A 17,474-nucleotide genomic window follows, 5' to 3' on the forward strand; every position below is an offset into this window, starting at 1 on the left:
AGAAGCCTTCGTAATCCTGCTCGGCCTCGGCGACGAGCGCGCGATAGGCCGGCATGCCGGAAATGGCCGCCGTCTTCTCGAGCGCCGCGGGCGGCGCGAACTGACGGGTTTCGTGAAGAACCGATTCGATCTTGGACAAGCGTGTCTCCATGCGTTCATGTGATTCCTGACGGCGCTCGGGAAAACGCAACATGCGTGCCAGTCGCGTGACGGATGGATGCATGCGGCGCAAGCCGCGACAGTCCGGCGTGTCGCGCCCGCTCCCGGCTAAGCGACGGCATCGCGGACGGTAGCGCGATGCGGCGCGGCGTTCAGAAATGCAGCAGGTCGTGTTGCAGTCCTGAGCAGTTGAGGCGAGCCGGCAGGTGATCGTCCGGCACCGCCGCGTCAGGCGAGCAACGAGCGAAGTGCCGGTGCGTGCCTGAATTGCCGGATGCGTTCGAGCGCCGATACCTCGAGCTGACGAACGCGTTCGGCCGACAGGTTCAGTTGCCGGCCGATCTCGCGCAGCGAATACTCGTTGTCGACGTCGATGCCGTACCGCAGGCGCAGAATCCACGCTTCGCGTACCGGCAGGCTGTCGATCAGCTCGGCAACCGCCGCGCGCAACTGACCGGCGCTCGCGGCTTCTTCCGGCGTCGGCGCGTCGGCGTCGATCGTGACGTCGCACAACGTGAGGTCGTGATCGGGCGAAACCGGCAGGTCGGCAGAGATCGGCTCGCGCACGATGCTCATCAGCTCGCGCACCTTGTCGACCGGCAGTCGCATCTGCGGGGAGAGCGCTCGTGCGTCGGCGACGTCGCCGGTCCGTTGCCGATGGATGCGCGCGAGCCGTGACAGCTTGTTGAGCGAATCGACCGTATGTGCGGGCACGCGGATCGTGCGCCCCAGATCGGCGAGCGCATGCGTGATCGCCTGCCGGATCCACCACGTCGCATACGTCGAGAATTTGAAGCCGCGCCGGTGATCGTAGCGATCGACGGCCTTCATCAGGCCGATATTGCCTTCCTGGATCAGATCGGCGAACGGCAGGCCGCGGTCGGCATAGCGTTTGGCGACCGACATGACGAGCCGCAGATTGCTCTGGAACAGCTTCGTTCTCGCGGGCTGCATCGCGCGCTCGATCCGCGAGAGCCGCGCATCGAGCGCGATCGCGATGTCGAGCGGCAACGGAGACTGCGCCGCGAGGCGAGCGAGCGCGCCGCGCGCGTCGATCAGCGCCGGCGCGTGGCGGGCTAGGGTGGCGGCGCAGTCGGGATGCGCGGCGCTGCATGTGTGCAGCCATGCGCGTACGTCGTCGCACGGCGCGAAGAGTTCGTGGCGCGCGGCATCGAGCGGGATGCCCGTGGCGACCAGCGTGTCGACGAGCCGTTTTTCGAGCGTGCGCGCCTGAGTCGCGCGCTCGCCGTTCGCTTGCCTGATACGCTCGATCGCGCGCGAGGTGAAGCGGATGCGGCCGGTCGACGCGGCCGCCTCGCGCAGCAGCGCCCGGTAAGCGGTGGACGCGAAGCCGTCCGCGTGCAATGCGTGTTGCATCGCCGATACCGGTGCACCGGCGCGTTCGAGTGCTTCGACGACCGTATCGCGCCATGCGGGGCTGTCGAGGGCAAGGCCTGCGTCGTCGTCGGGCGCGGGTGAGGCCATGCTTGGATCGTCGGGTAACGTCGTCGGCGCACTTGCGGCCGATTCGGCATCGCCGGCAAACCCCGTCACGTAAACCGACGCCGCCACCTTGCCGGCGCGGATGTCGTTCGCGATCGCCGCGACGGCGGCGAGTGCCGCCGGATCGCGGCTCAACGCGTCGATGCATGCCGCGCGGCCGCTTTCCAGACGAACCGCGAGCGCGATCTCTTCGTCGCGTTCGAGCAGCGGCGTCGCGCTCATTTCCCGCAGATAGAGCCGAATCGGGTCGTTGGTCCGGCCCGCGAGCAGATCGTCGGCCGCGAGCGGCGTCGATGCGTCGGCGAGCGGCGACGCGACTTCCGTCACTTGCGCGAAATGACGGTCGAGCGTCCATGCGGTGTGCGCGCCGGCATGCTCGCGTACGTCGATGCCGAGCTCACGCAGCATCGACGCGGCGGCGTCCACATCCGCGCCGTCGGCCGCGTCGTCGGGCAACGCATCGGCGATTTCGCCGTGCGTCACGTAGCCGCGATCGATGCCCAGCGCGATCAGCGCATGCAGATGCGCGGCGCGGTCGGCGTGGGCGCCGCGACACGGCGACGGCGCGCCGTCGCGTTCGCGAGCGGGCCCGGCGTCAAGCGAGCTTGGCATAGACGTTGCACCAGCCTTCCGCGGCAACCGTCTTGCCCGCGAACATCGGGCACGTCCCCGAGGATTCGCCCGCGGCGGCCTTGTAGAAGCGGCAGTTCGCACACATCTGGCCGGCCTGGTACTTCGGGAACTTGCCGGCGTCGACGGTCGTCGCCTTGGCGCGGTAGCCGAGCGTCTTCGCCGTCGCGTCGTTTTCGTCGACGGGCGGAGCGGCGGCGAATGCGCGCGTGCCGGCCGCGAGCGCGGCGCACAGGCCGGCGGCCTGCACGAAGAAGGTTCTGCGATGACGGGAGATCATGATGCGGTCCTGAATGAAATGAACGGAAAAAGCCCGGCCCGCGCGCCGGGCATGTTGCCCGGCGCGGCGGTCGATCGAAACGAAAGCGGGTGGAGCGGTTACTTGCGCGGCCCGGCGATCAGCGGCGCCTTCGACGCGTTGGCGATCTCGGCGGTCAGCTTGCTCTTCGACGCGTCGTAGCCGTTCGAATAAAGCAGGAACGCCATCAGATCCTCGTATTCCTGTGCGGTCATCTTGCCGGGGCGATCGGCCGGCATGTTGCTCGACATGTACAGGAAGATGCCGCCGACCGTGATGTGCGACTTGCCTTCGGGCGCGAACGATTCCCCGCTCAGCGCGGGTGCGGTATTGCCCTCGAGCTGGTCGCCGTGGCATTTCGCGCACGCATCGCCGTAGAGCTTCTTGCCGTGCTGCACCTGAGCCTGGTCGAACGACGGGACGCCGCTGCCTTCGCTCGTCGACACCTTGATGAAGCCGGGCCGCTGCGCGGACGCGATCGCGCCGTCGAGAAACCGGCCGGGCACGCGCGAGGCGGCGGCTTGCGCGATGCCGTCGGGCAGCGTCCAGCCGCGCGTGAGCGACGCGAGGCGGCCGTTGCCGCTCAGTTGCGACAGCGTGGCGTCGATGCGCTTTTGCAGCGCGTCCTTGCCCGGCCCGAACGCGAACGACAGTTGCCAGTCGGAGTACGGCGACGACGTCGCCGCCACCTGGAACCGTTGTTTCGGATGCGCACGCTCGTACGCGACGACGCTCGGATACCAGACGATCGCGCGTTGCGCGCGGCCCGCGGCGAGCGCGCCGATCGTTTTCTCGCTCGTGTTCTCGAGATCGAAGCGGGCATTCGTCTGCTGCGCGGCGATCAGCTGCGACGGGCTGCCGTAGGTGGCCGCGATCGTTTCCTTCGCGCCGGACGGCGCGGGCGCATCGCGCAGCGACACGCTGACGTAGCCGGAGCGCAGATAGCCCTGCGAGAACGTCATCTTCGATCCCGACGCATCGGCGATGGCCGAACGCGGGAAGCCGGCGATCACGTCGCAGTCGCGTTCGAGCGATTTCGTCAGTTCGCTGGCGGAGATGCCGTCGTCGTCGCCGTTGTCGTCGACGCCACGTGTGTTGAAGGTCGCGGCGATGCCCGCGGTGCGGAACACTTCGCGCGCGACGGCGCGATCGAGCGTGGTGGTCGGGCTGCCAGGCAGCGTGCAGATGCGCACGCCGGCCGATGCGGTTGCCGGTGTCAGCGCCACGCCCACGGCGAGCAGACTGGCGACGGCAACGGAAGTGAGACGAGTATTCATGGTCGTGTTTCCGGTTGAAGCGGGTGGGGCGTCGCGCCCGCATCGGGCGCATGCGGGCGCGACTCGGGCGTGGCGCCGGGTCAGTTCAGCGCGAACACGTAGAGCGTGCCGCCGCGCGGAACGTCCTTCGCGATGTCGGCCATCGGGCCGCCCCAGATCGGGTTCGCGCCGCCGTAGCCGGCGAGCACCGCGACATACTCCTTGCCGTCGACCTCGTACACCGACGGCTGCGAAATGATGCCGCTCGCCAGTTGCGGGCTTTCCCACAGCACCTTGCCGGTCGCCGTGTCGAACGCGTACAGGTGGCCGTCGAGCGAGCCGCTGAACGCGAGACCGCTCGCGGTGGTCGCGACGCCGCCGTTCCACGGTTTCTTCGACCAGTGGCTCCACAGCTTCTTGCCGGTGTTCACGTCGATGGCCGTCAGCTCGCCGTAGCCTTCGCTGCCCGGTTCGGGCTTGATCTCGAAGCCTTCGCCGAGGTACGGCAGGCCTTCCATGTAGCTGACCGACTTGCCGGTCAGGCTCATGCACGCATGCAGCGCCGGCACGACCGCGATGTTGCGTTCCTGGTCGTACGAGATCGACCACCAGTTCTTGCCGCCGAGGAAGCTCGGGCACGTCTCGATCGTCGTGCCGGCCTTCGGGAACTTCGACGCGTCCTGGATCGGCTTGCCGTCTTCCGTGTAGCCGGTGACCGACAATGCCTTCACGAACGGCGTCGCGTAGATCAGCTTGCCGGTCGTGCGGTCGATCGCGTGGAAGAAGCCGTTGCGGTCGGCGTGGATGATCGCGTCGTAGTCCTTGCCCTTGTACTTGATGTCCGCGAGGACGGCCGCGTTCACGCCGTCGTAGTCCCACGTGTCGTTGTTCGTGTACTGGTAGTGCCACTTCAGGTTGCCGCTCTTCGCATCGAGCGCGAGCAGCGAGTCGGAATACAGGTTGTCGCCCGGGCGCAGCGCCGCGAGCCACGGGCCGGGGTTGCCGACCCCCCAGTACAGCGTGCGCGACGCGGCGTCGTACGTGCCGGTGAGCCATGCGGCGCCGCCGCCATGGCTCTGCATGCCGTCGGGCCAGGTTTCCGCGCCCTTTTCGCCGGCGGCGGGGATCGTGTAGCGTTTCCAGACCTGCGAGCCGTCCTCCGGATTCAGCGCCGCGATGTAGCCGCGAATCCCGTATTCGCCGCCGGACGTGCCGACGACGATCGCGCCGTCGATCGCGAGCGGCGCGAGCGAAAACGCGTAGCCGAGGCCCGGCTCGAACATCTGCTTCTTCCACACGAGATTGCCGGTCTGCGCGTCGAGCGCCGCGACTTCGCCGTTCAGCATCGCGATGTAGACGTTCTTGCCGTACAGCGCGACGCCGCGGTTGACGACGTCGCAGCACGCGGTCTTGAACGAGGCCGCGCCGAGCTTCGGCTCGTATTTCCACAACTGCTTGCCCGTCTTCGCATCGAATGCGTAGACGTTGTCCTTCGGCGTCGTCACGAACAGATAGTTGCCGTTGACGATCGGCGTGGCCTCGAAGCCCTGCTTCAGGTCGGCGGGGAACTTGTACGCCCACACCTGCTTGAGATCCTTCGCGTTCGACGCGTCGATCTGCTTGAGCGGAGAATGCGAGCGGCCGTCGTAGGTGCGGTAGTAGGTCAGCCAGCCCGGGTCGCCGTGTGCATCGGTCAGGCGCTGGTAGGTCACGGCCGGGTAGTCCGCGGCCGCTTCGACGAGGCCGGGGTTCAGCGCGACGGCGGCCGCCACCGCGATTCCGATCGTCGCCAGCCGGCTCGCTGAAGCCGAGAGTTTCTTCATGGTTGTCTCCTGGGTCATTGTGGTCGCACCGCCGCGAATGTTGCGTCGCGCCGGCACGGTTGGGGTTTCCGGGCCGAGTGCCCTGCCCGTTACGCAAGTCGCATGCCATCGCGGCCGGAAGCCGGTACGGTGCGGCACACCGGCGCATCGCAGGCGATGCGTCGAGCGATGGCGTGCGCGGCGACGTCGACGCAGGTGTTGCATTCAGGTACACCGTCGCGCGTGAAGTGTTGCCAAACATGACAGGTGGCGCAGTCGGCCGGACAGCGGCGCGCCGGTCGCGCGCATCGCGTACCCGAGTGATGCGCGGCGCGGCGTGCACCGTTCGTGCTCGCGGTGCTGGCACGGTTCTCGCACGCCGGCTTCGCGACAACCCGTCGCCGTGCGGTGCATCGCACGCGCCGGCGGAATAAAAGTGCGGAGACAACGGAATGATCAGGAGACCAAAGGCCGCCGGGTGGTACGGCGCGATGCGGCATGGCCGGCGTGCGCGATGCGTTGGCGTGACCGTTGGCACGTTGGCGCTGTTCGGTTTGCCGCCCGGCAGCGTGCGCGCGCAGCAGCCGGCGGACGGCGGCACGATCGCGCCGGCCGAGCCGCCGGCCGTCGTGCTGCCCGCGGTGGTTGTCGTCGGCACGACGCCGCTGCCCGGGATCGGCACGCCGCTGTCGAAGGTGCCGGCGAACGTGCAGACGGTGCGCGCGGCGGAACTCGACGCGCAGCACCGCGCGACGCTCGCCGATTTCTTCGCCGCGAACCTGCCGAGCGTGACGATCTCGGACGCGCAGGGCAACCCGTATCAGGCGGACGTCAACTATCGCGGCTTCACCGCGTCGCCGCTGCTCGGCACGCCGCAGGGGGTGTCGGTGTTCGTCGACGGCGTGCGCGTGAACGAGCCGTTCGGCGACGTCGTGAACTGGGACATCCTGCCCATGCAGGCGATCGACCGCGTGCAGCTGATTCCGGGCTCCAACCCGGTGTACGGGCTCAACACGCTCGGCGGTGCGCTCGCGATCACGACGAAGAACGGCAGGTCGAACCCGGGCGGCGAAGCGGAGGTGTCGGGCGGCTCATGGGGCCGCAAGACCGCCAGCGTCGAGCAGGGCGGCACGATCGGCTCGAACCTCGACTACTACGCGACCGCGAACGTCGCGAACGACGGCGGCTGGGCCGACCACAACGCGAGCCGTGTGCGGCAGGCGTTCGGCAAGCTGCGCTACACCGATGCGGACACGACGCTGTCGATTGCCGCGGGCGGCGCGGACAACACGCTGTCCGGCACCCAGACGATCCCGCGCTCGTTCCTCGACAACCGGAAGCAGGCGTATACGTATCCGGACCGTAACCGCAACAGCGCCGGCTACCTGACACTGTCGGGCGAGCGATTTTTCGGCGAGCACGTCGAGCTGAGCGGCAACGCGTACTACCGGCACCTGCGCAACACCAACACGAGCAGCAACAACAATACGGATTACGGATCGGTGGACGAGGACGGCGCGATCGATACGGTGCAGGGCAGCAATGCGCAATCGACGATCGTCACCGACAGCTACGGCGGCAGCGTGCAACTCACGCTGCTCGGCAAGCTGGGCGGGATGGCGAACCGGCTGGTCGCGGGCGTCTCGGCCGATGTCGCGAATTCGAGCTACGTCGCGTCGTCGCAGGACGCATCGTTTACCGATGCGCGCGCGGCGATCGGCATCGGCGATTTCGTTCCGCAGACCAGCGCGAAGACGCGCAATGCGAACGTCGGTGTGTACCTGAGCGATGCGCTGTCGCTGACGCCGCACTGGACGCTGACGCTGTCGGGCCGCTACGACTGGTCGAAAGCGCGGATCGGCGACGAGAGCGGCGTGCAACCGCTGCTCGACGGCAGCCATGTGTTCTCGCGCTTCAACCCGGCTGTCGGACTCAACTGGAACCCGGTGCCGGGCTTGACCGCCTATGCGACGTACAACGAAGGCATGCGTTCGCCGACCGCGATCGAGCTCGCGTGCGCGGACCCGGCCGCGCCGTGTTCGCTGCCGAACGACTTCATCGCCGACCCGCCGCTCGAGCCGGTGATCTCGAAGACGTTCGAGGCCGGCATGCGCGGCCGCATCGGCGCGGCGACGACCTGGAGCGCCGCGGCCTACCGCACGACGCTGACCGACGATATCCAGTTCATCAGCAGCCCGGCCAGCGCACAGGGCTACTTCCGCAACGTCGGCGATACGCGGCGGCAGGGTATCGAGCTCGCCGGCCGCACGCGGGTCGGCCCGCTCGGTGTCGGGTTGTCGTACAGCTATGTCGACGCAACCTACCGATCGTCGTGGACCGAACACAGCCCGGCGAATTCGACGGCCGACGCGAACGGCAACGTGACGGTCAAGCCGGGCGACCGCATCCCCGGCATTCCCGCGCATACGGTGAAACTGCGGCTCGACTACGCGGCGACGCCCGCGTGGGACATCGGCGCGAACGTGACCTGGCGCGGCGGCGTGTATGCACGCGGCGACGAGAACAACGGGGACGTGAACGGCCGGCTTGCCGGCTACGTGCTGGTCGATCTCGACATGCGTTACCGGATCACGAAGCGGTTCGAGGTGTTCGCGAGCGTGACGAACCTGCTCGACAAGCGCTACGCGAGCTTCGGCGCACTCGGCCAGAATTTCTTCAACGGGCCGAACCATACATTCGACGGCGCCCGTCCGGTGAACGAACAGTTCGTCGGGCCGGGCGCGCCGCGCGGTGCGTGGGTCGGCGTGCGCTATGCGTGGGATTGAGCGGCGCACGATCGCGTGTGGCGCGCTTGCGTGTGTCGTCGCGTCATGACAGGAACGAGCGCGGGGCCGTCACGTGAGCGGCACCGTCGCGAACATCGCATTGACGGCGCGTGCGACGCTGCGCGCCAATGCCGGGTCGCTTGCCAGATGCCCGGCCTGCACGCGTTCGATTTCCGCTTCGGGTGTGGCCCGCGCGAGACGTTCGACGTTGCCGACCGGGCACACGGGATCGTGCCTCCCGTGCGCGGCGAACAGCGGCACGCCGGCTTGCGCGGCGCGTCGCGCGAGCGCGAGCACGCGGCGCTCGCCCAGCCAGCAGTCATGTTGCAGGTAGTGCGCCTGAACCCGGTATTTGTCGATCAGACGGCCGACGGTCTGGTTCGAACGGATCGTGTGGGCGGGCGAGCGGCGCGTTCGCACTGACGCTAGGATCGCGCTTTCGTATGCGTGCCACGCGAGCGCCACCGCGCGCTGGCGGGCGGCGCTCGCGCCGTGACGCAACCGCTGCGCGCAGCGCGAGAGCAGGCGATCCGGCCGGCCGCTGCCGGCCGCTGCATGCAGGCGCCGCCATTCGCGCGGCGCACGCGTGCGGGACGTCATGAAGAGTTCGCGGACTTCGCGTCGCGACGTCAGGAACAGGCCGCGCAGCACGACGCCCGAGACCCGCGCCGGATGCGTGCCCGCATATGCGAGCGCGAGCGCCGCGCCCCACGAGCCGCCGACGACTCCCCAGCGTGCAATGCCGAGCTGCTCGCGCACCGCCTCCAGATCCGCGATCAGCCGGGCGGTGGTGTTGTGGCGCGTGCCGCCGCGCGGCCCCGACGCACCCGCGCCGCGCTGGTCGACGAGCACGACGCGCAAGCGGCTGAGGTCGAACAGCCGCAGGATGCCGGCCTGGCTGCCGCTGCCGGGGCCGCCGTGCAGCACGACGACCGGATGGCCTTGTTCAGTGCCGGCGACGGCGAATGCGATCGATTGCGCGTCGCGGTGCAGGTGCCGGCGCGCGGGCGTGTCGGGCAAGACCCGCATGGCGGGCGACGATGTGGATCGAGTCGGGCGACGCGTCATGTCGATAGGGTACGAGAGGGGGGAGTCATCGGCGGCGTGGCGGTGGCCGGGCTTGCCCTGCGACAAAGCGAGAAGCGAGCCAGAAACGCGTCAGCCGCGAAGATCCGGATTCGCACGGGTAGTCACGCGTCGGGAAATCACGGTATCACGAAGGCCTGGCCGTCGCGCGACGCGACACGCTCCGCCCGGACGATTCATTACATCGAGCTTTCAATGTATGCCGCGGCGCCGGTGTGGCCCGATGCTTGCTTGCAACGACGGCAAAGAGTCCGGCAGTTGACCGGAAGGATCCCCCGGAGGAGACAATGCGCGATGACGTAGAGCAGGCGGCCGGATCACGGGCCGCGCATCCCGCTGGCTGGCCCGCGCCGTCGATCCAGAAGGCCCACGAGCGCTCGGAGACGTTCGGCCTGCAGGTATCGGCACGGCCCGACTACGACGTGCTGTCGAACGCGGCACTGGTGCTCAAGCGCGAGCAGAGCCGGGTGCTGTGCGTGCACGCGATGCCGGTGATGGAGACGCTGCACGAGCAGATCGTCAACACGCAGAGCATGATCGTGCTGACCGATGCGGAAGGGCTGATCCTGCATTCGATCGGCGACGACGATTTCCTGCGCCGCGCGGAGAAGGTCGCACTGCGTCCCGGCGCGAACTGGGCGGAGAGTCGCCAGGGAACCAACGCGATCGGCACGGCGCTGGCCGAGCTGTGTCCGATGGTCGTCCACGGCGACCAGCACTTCCTGGCCGCGAACCGCTTCCTGACCTGTTCGAGCGTGCCGATCCTCGATCCGTACGGCGACGCGATCGGCGTGCTCGACGTGACGGGCGACCACCGCAGCTATCACCAGCACACGATGGCGCTCGCGAAGATGTCGGTGCAGATGATCGAGAATCATCTGTTTACGACGACCTTTCAGGAAACGCTGCAGGTGTCGTTCCATGGCCGCCCGGAGTTCCTCGGCACGCTGATGGAGGGGATCGTCGCGTTCACGGCCGACGGCCGCTTCCTGTCGGCCAATCGCAGCGCGCAGTTCCAGCTCGGCATGCCGCTCGCCGCGCTGCGCGCGCACACGCTGTCGTCGCTGTTCGACGTCACCAGCGCCCAGCTGATCGACCGCATGCGCGCGAGCACCGACCGGCACCTGATGCTGAATCTCGGCAACGGCGCGGTGGTCTGCGCGCGCGTGCACTTTCGCCGCGCGACGCTCGCCGAAGGCAGCCGGCCGACCGACGTGCACGACGCGGCGGCGCCGGCCGCGCGCGCGAACGCGGTGCCCGCGCCGGCGGCGGGCACGTCGGCCGGCCTGTCGCGGCTCAACTATCTCGACACCGGCGATGCGCAGGTCGCGTGCGTGATCGCGAAGGTGCGCAAGGTGATCGGCAAGGACATCCCGATCCTGATCACCGGCGAGACCGGCACCGGCAAGGAGCTGCTCGCGCAGGCGATCCACAACGACTCGCCGCGGCGCGACGCGCCGTTCGTCGCGGTCAATTGCGCATCGATTCCGGAGACGCTGATCGAGTCCGAGCTGTTCGGTTACGAGGAAGGCGCGTTCACCGGCGCGCGCCGCAAGGGCGCGATCGGCAAGCTGCTGCAGGCGAACGGCGGCACGCTGTTCCTCGACGAGATCGGCGACATGCCGTATCCGCTGCAGGTGCGGCTGCTGCGCGTGCTGCAGGAGCGCCTCGTCAACCCGCTCGGGTCGACGAAGACGATCGCCGTGGACATCGCGATCATCTGCGCGACGCACCGCGATTTGCGCGACATGATCGCGCAGAACCGTTTTCGCGAGGATCTCTACTACCGGCTGAACGGCCTCGTGGTGCGCCTGCCGCCGTTGCGCGACCGCACCGATCTCGCGGTCGTCGTGCAGAAGATGCTGCAGCGGGAAGCGTTCGCGGGCCCGGGCCGGCCGCCGCTGTCGGTCGCGCCGGACGTGATGGAGTTGTTCGTGCGCTGCACGTGGCCGGGCAACTTCCGCCAGCTCGGCAACCTGCTGCGCACGGCGGCCGCGATGGTCGACGACGACGGCGAAATCCGCCGCGAGCACCTGCCGGACGATTTCTTCGACGACCTGCGGCGCGGCGATGCGCAGCCCGTGCAGGCGGCGCCCGATTCGCTTGCCGCGGCGAGCGCCGGGCCTGGCGTCGCGGACGCGTTGCCGCTCGCCGACGCGCGCCTGCAGGACGTCGCCGCGTCCGCGATCGCCGCCGCGCTCGCGCGTCATGGCGGCAACGTGTCCGCCGCGGCGCGCGCGCTCGGCGTGTCGCGCAACACGATCTACCGGAAGATGCCGGCCGCCGACGCGGGACGCCATCCGTCGGAAGAGAGCTGACGCGCGGCCGTCGCGCCGTGCGCGACCTGTCACAGCCGGTGTGTCAAGTTGCAACACCGGTGTTCAACGATTCAACACCTGTCACCACTCGCGGACATCGCGTCGCCGGGGTGGCGGACCGCATTCGCGCGAATCGTGTCGGCGATTCGTAAGGTTTCCGCGCCGATGCCCGGACGACGGCCGTCTACCGCCGCGGCGCCGCCGAAATACCGCTTCGGCACGCTCCTTGCTGAAGAGGAACCGACCGCTCGATTGCCGCGGTCGTTCGATTCATCCGGCAACACATCAACTCATCAACTCAACAGGAGACACACCATGCAGTGGACGACACCGTCTTACACCGACCTGCGCTTCGGCTTCGAAATCACGATGTACATCGCCAACCGCTGATCGCCGTGCGTGCCGCCCGTTTCGCCGTGGTCGGCGCGGGCGGCCTCGGGAGCTGACGCCCATGAAGATCAAGATACTCGGCTCGGGAGCCGGCGGCGGGCTGCCGCAATGGAACTGCAATTGCGCGAACTGCCGCCGTGCACGCAGCGGAAGCGGCCACGTGCTGCCGCGCACGCAGTCGTCGATCGCGGTCAGCGACGACGGCATCGACTGGGTCCTCGTCAATGCGTCGCCCGACATTCTTTCCCAATTGCGCGCGGACCCGGACCTGCAACCGGCACGCGCGATCCGCGACAGCGGCATCGCCGCCGTCGTGCTGTGCGACGCGCAGATCGATCACGTGACGGGCCTGCTGATGCTGCGCGAGCGCTCGACGCCGCTGCCGCTCTACGCGAGCGCGCCGGTGCTCGACGACCTGTCGACCGGCTTGCCGCTCGTGCCGCTGCTCGGCCATTACTGCGGCGTCGCCGCGCATACGATCGCGCCCGGCGAGCCGTTCGCGGTGCCGGCGGCGAGCGGGATCCGGTTCACCGCGATCGCGGTCGACAGCAAGCCGCCGCCTTATTCGCCGCGGCGTGCGTCGGCCGCACCCGGCGACAACATCGCGCTGTCGATCGAGGACGTCGCGAGCGGGCGGCGCGCGTTCTATGCGCCGGGGCTCGCGTCGGTCACCGACGACGTACGCGCGGCCATGGACGGCGCCGATCTCGTGCTGGTGGACGGCACGTTCTGGACCGGGACCGAGATGATCGATCTCGGCCTGTCGCACAAGCATGCGGCCGACATGGGGCATCTCGCGCAGTGCGCGGAACACGGGCAGCCCGGCATGATCGACTGGCTCGACACGCTGCCTGCGCGAACGCGCAAGGTGCTCACGCACATCAACAACACGAACCCGATTCTCGATCCGCATTCCGTCGAGCACGCGCACCTGCGCGCGCACGGCATCGACGTCGCGCACGACGGCATGCAATTCCAGGTCTGACGATGAACGCACCGATCCCCGCTACGGCGTTGCACGCGACGCCCTGGACCGCGACCGAATTCGAGGCGCGCTTGCGTGCGCTCGAATCGCGCTATCACATCCATCATCCGTTCAACCGGCGGCTCAACAGCGGCGCCTGTTCGCCCGCGCAGATCCGCGGCTGGGTCGCGAACCGCTTCTACTACCAGATCTGCATTCCGCTCAAGGACGCGGCGATTCTGTCGAACTGTCCCGATCGCGACACGCGGCGCCGCTGGATCCAGCGGCTGATCGACCACGACGGGCAGGGCGACAACGCAGGCGGCATCGAGGCGTGGGTGCGGCTCGGCGAAGCGTGCGGCCTGACGCGCGACGAACTGTGGTCGCTCGAACACGTGCTGCCCGGCGTGCGTTTCGCGGTGGACGCGTACGTGAACTTCGCGCGGCGCGCGCCGTGGCAGGAAGCCGTGTGCTCGTCGCTGACCGAGATGTTCGCGCCGCAGATCCATCTCGACCGGCTCGCCGGCTGGCCGTCGCATTACCCGTGGATCGAGCCGGCCGGGCTGCATTACTTCCGCAGCCGCGTGCCGCTCGCGCAGCGCGACGTCGAGCATGGGCTCGCGGTCACGCTCGCGCATTTCACGACACCGGACGCGCAGCAGCGCGCGCTCGGCATTCTGCAATTCAAGCTCGACATCCTGTGGTCGATGCTCGACGCCGTCGAAAAGGCCTACCCGTGATGAACGCGATCGAAGCCGCCAGCGGCGTGCCGCTGCGCCCCTGCCTCAGGGGCATGTACCGCCTGCAATGGGAGGCGGCCCAGGATGCGTACGTGCTGCTCTATCCGGAGGGCATGGTCAAGCTCAACCCGAGCGCGGGCGAGATCCTCGCGCGCTGCGACGGCACGCGCGAACTGGACGACATCATCGGCGAGCTCGAGCGCCTGTTCATGCAGTCGGATCTCGCGACCGACGTCTACCGTTTCCTCGATCATGCGCGACTGCGCGGCTGGCTGGACTGACATGACGCCCGACACCCCCCGTCCGTCCGCGCCGCTGTGGCTGCTCGCGGAACTCACGTACCGCTGCCCGCTGCACTGCGCGTTCTGCTACAACCCGGTCGACTTCGCGACGCACGGCGCGGAACTCGACACCGACGCGTGGCGCACGGTCATCAGCGACGCGCGCGCGCTCGGCGCCGCGCAAATCGGCTTCTCGGGCGGCGAGCCGCTGCAGCGCGGCGACCTCGAGACGCTCGTCGCGCATGCGCGCGGGCTCGGCTTCTATACGAACCTGATTACGTCGGGCATCGGGCTGAACGTCGCGCGCATCGAGCGGCTCAAGGCCGCCGGGCTCGACCACATCCAGTTGTCGCTGCAGGATTCGACGCGCGAGCTGAACGATTTCCTGACCAGCACGCGCACGTTCGAACGCAAGCGCGACGTGGCGCGACTGATCAAGGCGCACGGCTATCCGATGGTGCTCAACTGCGTGCTGCATCGCTACAACCTGCCGCACGTGGGGCAGATCATCGAGATGGCGCTCGATCTTGGCGCCGATTACCTGGAACTCGCGAACACGCAGTACTACGGCTGGGCGATGCTCAATCGCGACCAGTTGATGCCGACCGTCGAGCAGGTGCGCGAGGCCGAGGATACGGTCAACCGCTATCGCAAGCTGATCGGCGAGCGCTGCAAGATCCTGTTCGTCGTGCCCGACTATTTCGAGCGCCGCCCGAAGGCCTGCATGAACGGCTGGGGCTCGGTGTTCCTCGGCGTCGCGCCGGACGGCACCGCGCTGCCGTGCCATGCCGCGCGGTCGCTGCCGGGGCTCGCGTTGCCGAACGTGCGCGACCGCTCGCTGCGGGACATCTGGTACGACAGCGACGCGTTCAACGCGTTTCGCGGCGACGACTGGATGCGCGAGCCGTGTCGGACGTGCGACGAGCGGCATGCGGATCACGGCGGTTGCCGGTGTCAGGCGTACCTGCTGGCCGGCGATCCGAACGAAGCCGATCCGGTGTGCGCGAAATCCGCCCATCACGGCCAGGTCGAACAGGCCGTGCAGTTCGCGCGCCGGCGCGCGCCGCCCGACGAACGGCCGCTGGTTTTTCGCAGCAGGGAGAATTCGCTCGCGCAATGCGGCGTGACGTGCGACGGTTGACGGGGCACGGCCGGGACGACGGCAGGCCGCGTCGTCGCCGCGCGTGTCGCTGCCGCCGGCAGCGGCTATCCGCGCTTCGATGCGGTGCTGCGCGATGCGTGGCTCACGCGCCGCTGCGCCACGCATGTAGAAAACGGCGCGCCGTCGCCGATCCGGGCGCGCGTGCCGATCACGTTCAATCTCGATGAATGACGGGGCCCGTCGCCGCCATTACCCGTCATCCGCCTTCGCCTGCAAATCCTTCAGCCCCTGAATCACGACCAGCAGCGCGCGCCCGTGCTCATCCGAGCCGTCCCACGCGTCGACGATCGCGTCGCGCAGCAGGTCGTTGTACCGGCGGCGCGACGGCTCCGTGTCGACACCGTAGAAACTGCATAGCTTGTTGAATGGCGCGCTGCGGCGCAGCCGGCGCCCGTTCGACAGCCGAAGGCGCGACACGGTGGGCTGGCTGACCCCGGAAAGTCGCGCGATTTCGCTGGACGAGCGTGTATCTGCCAGCAGGCGGCGCAACAGGTCTTGAACGGGAAAATCTTGGTCCGGGGCTTCCATGCGATGCATTATACCTATACAGTTACGGCTGTTGAATGGGCTTGCTGTCACCAGCGAGGCTGTATCCCGAGAAAGTTGATGACACTGAAACACCTCCCTCCCACGTTCTGCTGGACCAAGATCGGTACCGAGTCCGGCGAGGAACTGCCGACCGTCGTGCTCCGCAAGGAATGGGAGCGCCGGCTCGGGGGCGGGCGTTTTCTGTGGGGCATCAACCAGCCGCTCGGCAGCAGCGCGCAAGTCGCCGCGCATCGCACGGGTTCGCTGCTCGCGCTGTTTTCGCCGGTCGCGTCGCGTCCGCGCGCGGGCGAGCGCAAGGACGCGCTGCTGTGGAATGCTTGGGTCGACGCAAGCGGCCAGGTGCGGCCGTTGCCGCCGCATACGTTCATCGCCAGCCGCTCGACGTTGCCGTCGGGCCGGCGTCGCGAGCAGCACTACGCACTCGTGTGCGCGTCGTCCACCGCGCTGACGGTCGGCACGCAGTTGCGCGTGTTTCCCGACCACCTGCGCAGCGTGAGCACCGGCAAGCCGCTGGGCGCCGCGCAAGGGGCGGCCGTGGTCGACTGCATCGGGCGGGCGAAGGAGCAGACGGGCAAGAGCTATCCGCTCGCGCTGTCGGTCGAGCTCGAAGCACCGTATTTCGTGCGGCTCGCGCAGCCGTGCGTGCTGAAGGCGCGCGATCTCGCGGAAGTGAACAAGGCCACGCGCGCGGGCGATTTCGATCGCTTCGTCGAGCTGGTCGCGCGCTTGCGCGGCCGTTCGCCGACGGACGCCGTGCGCGGCGTCACGCGCGATCTGTTCGACGTGCCGCCGCTCGAAACGGCGGCCGCGTATGTGCCGCCTACCCACGTCGCGCGCCTGCGCAACCGGCCGGCGGCCGAGCATCCGCGCGATCTCACCGGCGATCTGTTCGACCTGTCGCCGGGCGAGGCGGCCGCGTTCGCGGGGCTGGCGCATCCGCGCGTCGGGCGCGCGTGACGCCACGCGCGGAGCCGTTCGCGCAAGAATTTGTTGCAATCTCGCCGTAGCGGATCGGCGAGCGCGGAGGGACAATCGGCACGAAGCGCGCGGTGCGGCGGCCGATGCGTCGACACGCGACGGGTCGTGGTTCACGCCGCCGACATGCGTACCACGCACACTGAGCGTCGGCGTGCTTCACACTGCAATCCTGAGGGAGGAGTGTCGATGTCGACCCACATCTGTTCGCCGGAAGCACGGGCCGCACAACGCTTCGTCGAAGCGACGCGCAACGTCGATCAGGCGTTTCGCGCGGTGCGCGGCGAAAGCGACGACGACGGCTCGTCGACCGAATACGCACGCGCGATGTCGCGTCTCGATCGCGCGCTCGACGAGCTGGCGCGTGCACAGGAATTCTTCGATCGCGTCGTCGGCGCGGACACCGCGCACGACAACTGACCGGCTCGCCGCTTTCGTTTGCCGCGCGCGTCGGGCGACGCGCGTTCATCTTCTTGCCGGGCGCGCTGCGCGGCATGCCGGTTCGTCATCCCGTTTCGACTTTCGACGTCAGGCTTTGCCGTCTCGGGCGGTAGCCGCGCCTCGGCCCGCGCGCG

Annotated in this window: 15 protein-coding genes and 1 pseudogene; 9 read left to right on the forward strand and 7 right to left on the reverse strand. The window is 68.6% G+C overall.

Annotation, left to right across the window (positions count from 1 at the left end):
* The 5 genes and pseudogenes from H0X91_RS08815 to H0X91_RS08835 all read right to left on the reverse strand — a co-directional run.
* Window positions 1-151 (reverse strand): annotated as a pseudogene (locus tag H0X91_RS08815) (AMP-binding protein); the annotation flags it as partial.
* Window positions 152-387: 236 nt separating this feature from the next.
* Window positions 388-2,274 carry a sigma-70 family RNA polymerase sigma factor gene (locus tag H0X91_RS08820; protein WP_058903484.1) on the reverse strand — a complete coding sequence of 629 codons (1,887 nt, stop codon included), beginning with the start codon at window positions 2,272-2,274 and terminating at the stop codon, window positions 388-390.
* Window positions 2,258-2,572 (reverse strand): high-potential iron-sulfur protein, encoded by a 315-nt coding sequence (locus H0X91_RS08825; protein ID WP_196432957.1) that lies wholly within the window; start codon window positions 2,570-2,572, stop codon window positions 2,258-2,260. Before H0X91_RS08825 ends, H0X91_RS08820 begins: the two co-directional genes overlap by 17 nt.
* Window positions 2,573-2,670: 98 nt before the next feature.
* On the reverse strand, window positions 2,671-3,867 hold the full coding sequence (locus H0X91_RS08830) for a c-type cytochrome (RefSeq protein ID WP_060212000.1): 1,197 nt from the start codon (window positions 3,865-3,867) through the stop codon (window positions 2,671-2,673).
* 80 nt (window positions 3,868-3,947) lie between these two features.
* Window positions 3,948-5,669, reverse strand: a complete 1,722-nt coding sequence (locus H0X91_RS08835) for a methanol/ethanol family PQQ-dependent dehydrogenase (protein WP_048985152.1) — start codon at window positions 5,667-5,669, stop codon at window positions 3,948-3,950.
* Window positions 5,670-6,100: 431 nt separating this feature from the next.
* On the opposite strand from H0X91_RS08835, the gene H0X91_RS08840 reads away from it, so the two are divergent.
* Window positions 6,101-8,434: a TonB-dependent receptor gene (locus H0X91_RS08840; RefSeq protein WP_062884946.1), complete on the forward strand. Its 2,334-nt coding sequence runs from the start codon at window positions 6,101-6,103 to the stop codon at window positions 8,432-8,434.
* Between the two features lie 69 nt (window positions 8,435-8,503).
* On the opposite strand, the gene H0X91_RS08845 is transcribed toward H0X91_RS08840, so the two are convergent.
* Window positions 8,504-9,502 carry an alpha/beta fold hydrolase gene (locus H0X91_RS08845; RefSeq protein ID WP_084751755.1) on the reverse strand — a complete coding sequence of 333 codons (999 nt, stop codon included), beginning with the start codon at window positions 9,500-9,502 and terminating at the stop codon, window positions 8,504-8,506.
* Between the two features lie 305 nt (window positions 9,503-9,807).
* Here H0X91_RS08845 and H0X91_RS08850 point away from each other — a divergent pair, with 305 nt between their 5' ends.
* From H0X91_RS08850 to pqqE, 6 genes are all read left to right on the forward strand, one after another.
* Complete coding sequence (locus H0X91_RS08850; protein ID WP_006498714.1) at window positions 9,808-11,838, forward strand: sigma-54-dependent Fis family transcriptional regulator; 2,031 nt, start codon at window positions 9,808-9,810, stop codon at window positions 11,836-11,838.
* A 315-nt stretch (window positions 11,839-12,153) separates the two neighbouring features.
* Window positions 12,154-12,228: a pyrroloquinoline quinone precursor peptide PqqA gene (gene pqqA, locus H0X91_RS08855; RefSeq protein WP_006485436.1), complete on the forward strand. Its 75-nt coding sequence runs from the start codon at window positions 12,154-12,156 to the stop codon at window positions 12,226-12,228.
* A 61-nt stretch (window positions 12,229-12,289) separates the two neighbouring features.
* Window positions 12,290-13,213, forward strand: a complete 924-nt coding sequence (gene pqqB, locus H0X91_RS08860; protein WP_048985145.1) for a pyrroloquinoline quinone biosynthesis protein PqqB — start codon at window positions 12,290-12,292, stop codon at window positions 13,211-13,213.
* 2 nt (window positions 13,214-13,215) lie between these two features.
* Window positions 13,216-13,932: a pyrroloquinoline-quinone synthase PqqC gene (pqqC, locus tag H0X91_RS08865; protein WP_043206078.1), complete on the forward strand. Its 717-nt coding sequence runs from the start codon at window positions 13,216-13,218 to the stop codon at window positions 13,930-13,932.
* Complete coding sequence (gene pqqD, locus H0X91_RS08870; RefSeq protein ID WP_006480620.1) at window positions 13,932-14,213, forward strand: pyrroloquinoline quinone biosynthesis peptide chaperone PqqD; 282 nt, start codon at window positions 13,932-13,934, stop codon at window positions 14,211-14,213. Before pqqC ends, pqqD begins: the two co-directional genes overlap by 1 nt.
* Window position 14,214: 1 nt before the next feature.
* Entirely contained in the window at window positions 14,215-15,354 is a 1,140-nt protein-coding gene (gene pqqE, locus H0X91_RS08875) for a pyrroloquinoline quinone biosynthesis protein PqqE (protein WP_060263864.1), read from the forward strand.
* A gap of 210 nt (window positions 15,355-15,564) precedes the next feature.
* On the opposite strand, the gene H0X91_RS08880 is transcribed toward pqqE, so the two are convergent.
* On the reverse strand, window positions 15,565-15,903 hold the full coding sequence (locus tag H0X91_RS08880) for a helix-turn-helix domain-containing protein (RefSeq protein WP_006493567.1): 339 nt from the start codon (window positions 15,901-15,903) through the stop codon (window positions 15,565-15,567).
* Between the two features lie 78 nt (window positions 15,904-15,981).
* Between H0X91_RS08880 and H0X91_RS08885 the strand changes: the two genes are divergently transcribed.
* Window positions 15,982-16,881, forward strand: a complete 900-nt coding sequence (locus H0X91_RS08885) for a hypothetical protein (RefSeq protein ID WP_006485430.1) — start codon at window positions 15,982-15,984, stop codon at window positions 16,879-16,881.
* A 207-nt stretch (window positions 16,882-17,088) separates the two neighbouring features.
* Complete coding sequence (locus H0X91_RS08890; RefSeq protein ID WP_048985139.1) at window positions 17,089-17,319, forward strand: hypothetical protein; 231 nt, start codon at window positions 17,089-17,091, stop codon at window positions 17,317-17,319.
* The last annotated feature ends 155 nt before the right edge of the window (window positions 17,320-17,474 follow it).

It is taken from the genome of Burkholderia sp. 9777_1386 (genome assembly GCF_015712265.1).
GTDB classification, from domain to species: domain Bacteria; phylum Pseudomonadota; class Gammaproteobacteria; order Burkholderiales; family Burkholderiaceae; genus Burkholderia; species Burkholderia cenocepacia.

Coding starts and splice junctions, on each gene's coding strand:
- pqqD (WP_006480620.1), top strand. CDS start 13,932: ATGAACGCGATCGAAGCCGCCAGCGGCGTGCCGCTGCGCCCCTGCCTC.
- pqqE (WP_060263864.1), top strand. CDS start 14,215: ATGACGCCCGACACCCCCCGTCCGTCCGCGCCGCTGTGGCTGCTCGCG.
- H0X91_RS08880 (WP_006493567.1), bottom strand. CDS start 15,903: ATGGAAGCCCCGGACCAAGATTTTCCCGTTCAAGACCTGTTGCGCCGC.
- H0X91_RS08825 (WP_196432957.1), bottom strand. CDS start 2,572: ATGATCTCCCGTCATCGCAGAACCTTCTTCGTGCAGGCCGCCGGCCTG.
- H0X91_RS08820 (WP_058903484.1), bottom strand. CDS start 2,274: ATGCCAAGCTCGCTTGACGCCGGGCCCGCTCGCGAACGCGACGGCGCG.
- H0X91_RS08885 (WP_006485430.1), top strand. CDS start 15,982: ATGACACTGAAACACCTCCCTCCCACGTTCTGCTGGACCAAGATCGGT.
- pqqC (WP_043206078.1), top strand. CDS start 13,216: ATGAACGCACCGATCCCCGCTACGGCGTTGCACGCGACGCCCTGGACC.
- H0X91_RS08830 (WP_060212000.1), bottom strand. CDS start 3,867: ATGAATACTCGTCTCACTTCCGTTGCCGTCGCCAGTCTGCTCGCCGTG.
- H0X91_RS08845 (WP_084751755.1), bottom strand. CDS start 9,502: ATGACGCGTCGCCCGACTCGATCCACATCGTCGCCCGCCATGCGGGTC.
- H0X91_RS08850 (WP_006498714.1), top strand. CDS start 9,808: ATGCGCGATGACGTAGAGCAGGCGGCCGGATCACGGGCCGCGCATCCC.
- H0X91_RS08890 (WP_048985139.1), top strand. CDS start 17,089: ATGTCGACCCACATCTGTTCGCCGGAAGCACGGGCCGCACAACGCTTC.
- H0X91_RS08835 (WP_048985152.1), bottom strand. CDS start 5,669: ATGAAGAAACTCTCGGCTTCAGCGAGCCGGCTGGCGACGATCGGAATC.
- pqqB (WP_048985145.1), top strand. CDS start 12,290: ATGAAGATCAAGATACTCGGCTCGGGAGCCGGCGGCGGGCTGCCGCAA.
- H0X91_RS08840 (WP_062884946.1), top strand. CDS start 6,101: ATGATCAGGAGACCAAAGGCCGCCGGGTGGTACGGCGCGATGCGGCAT.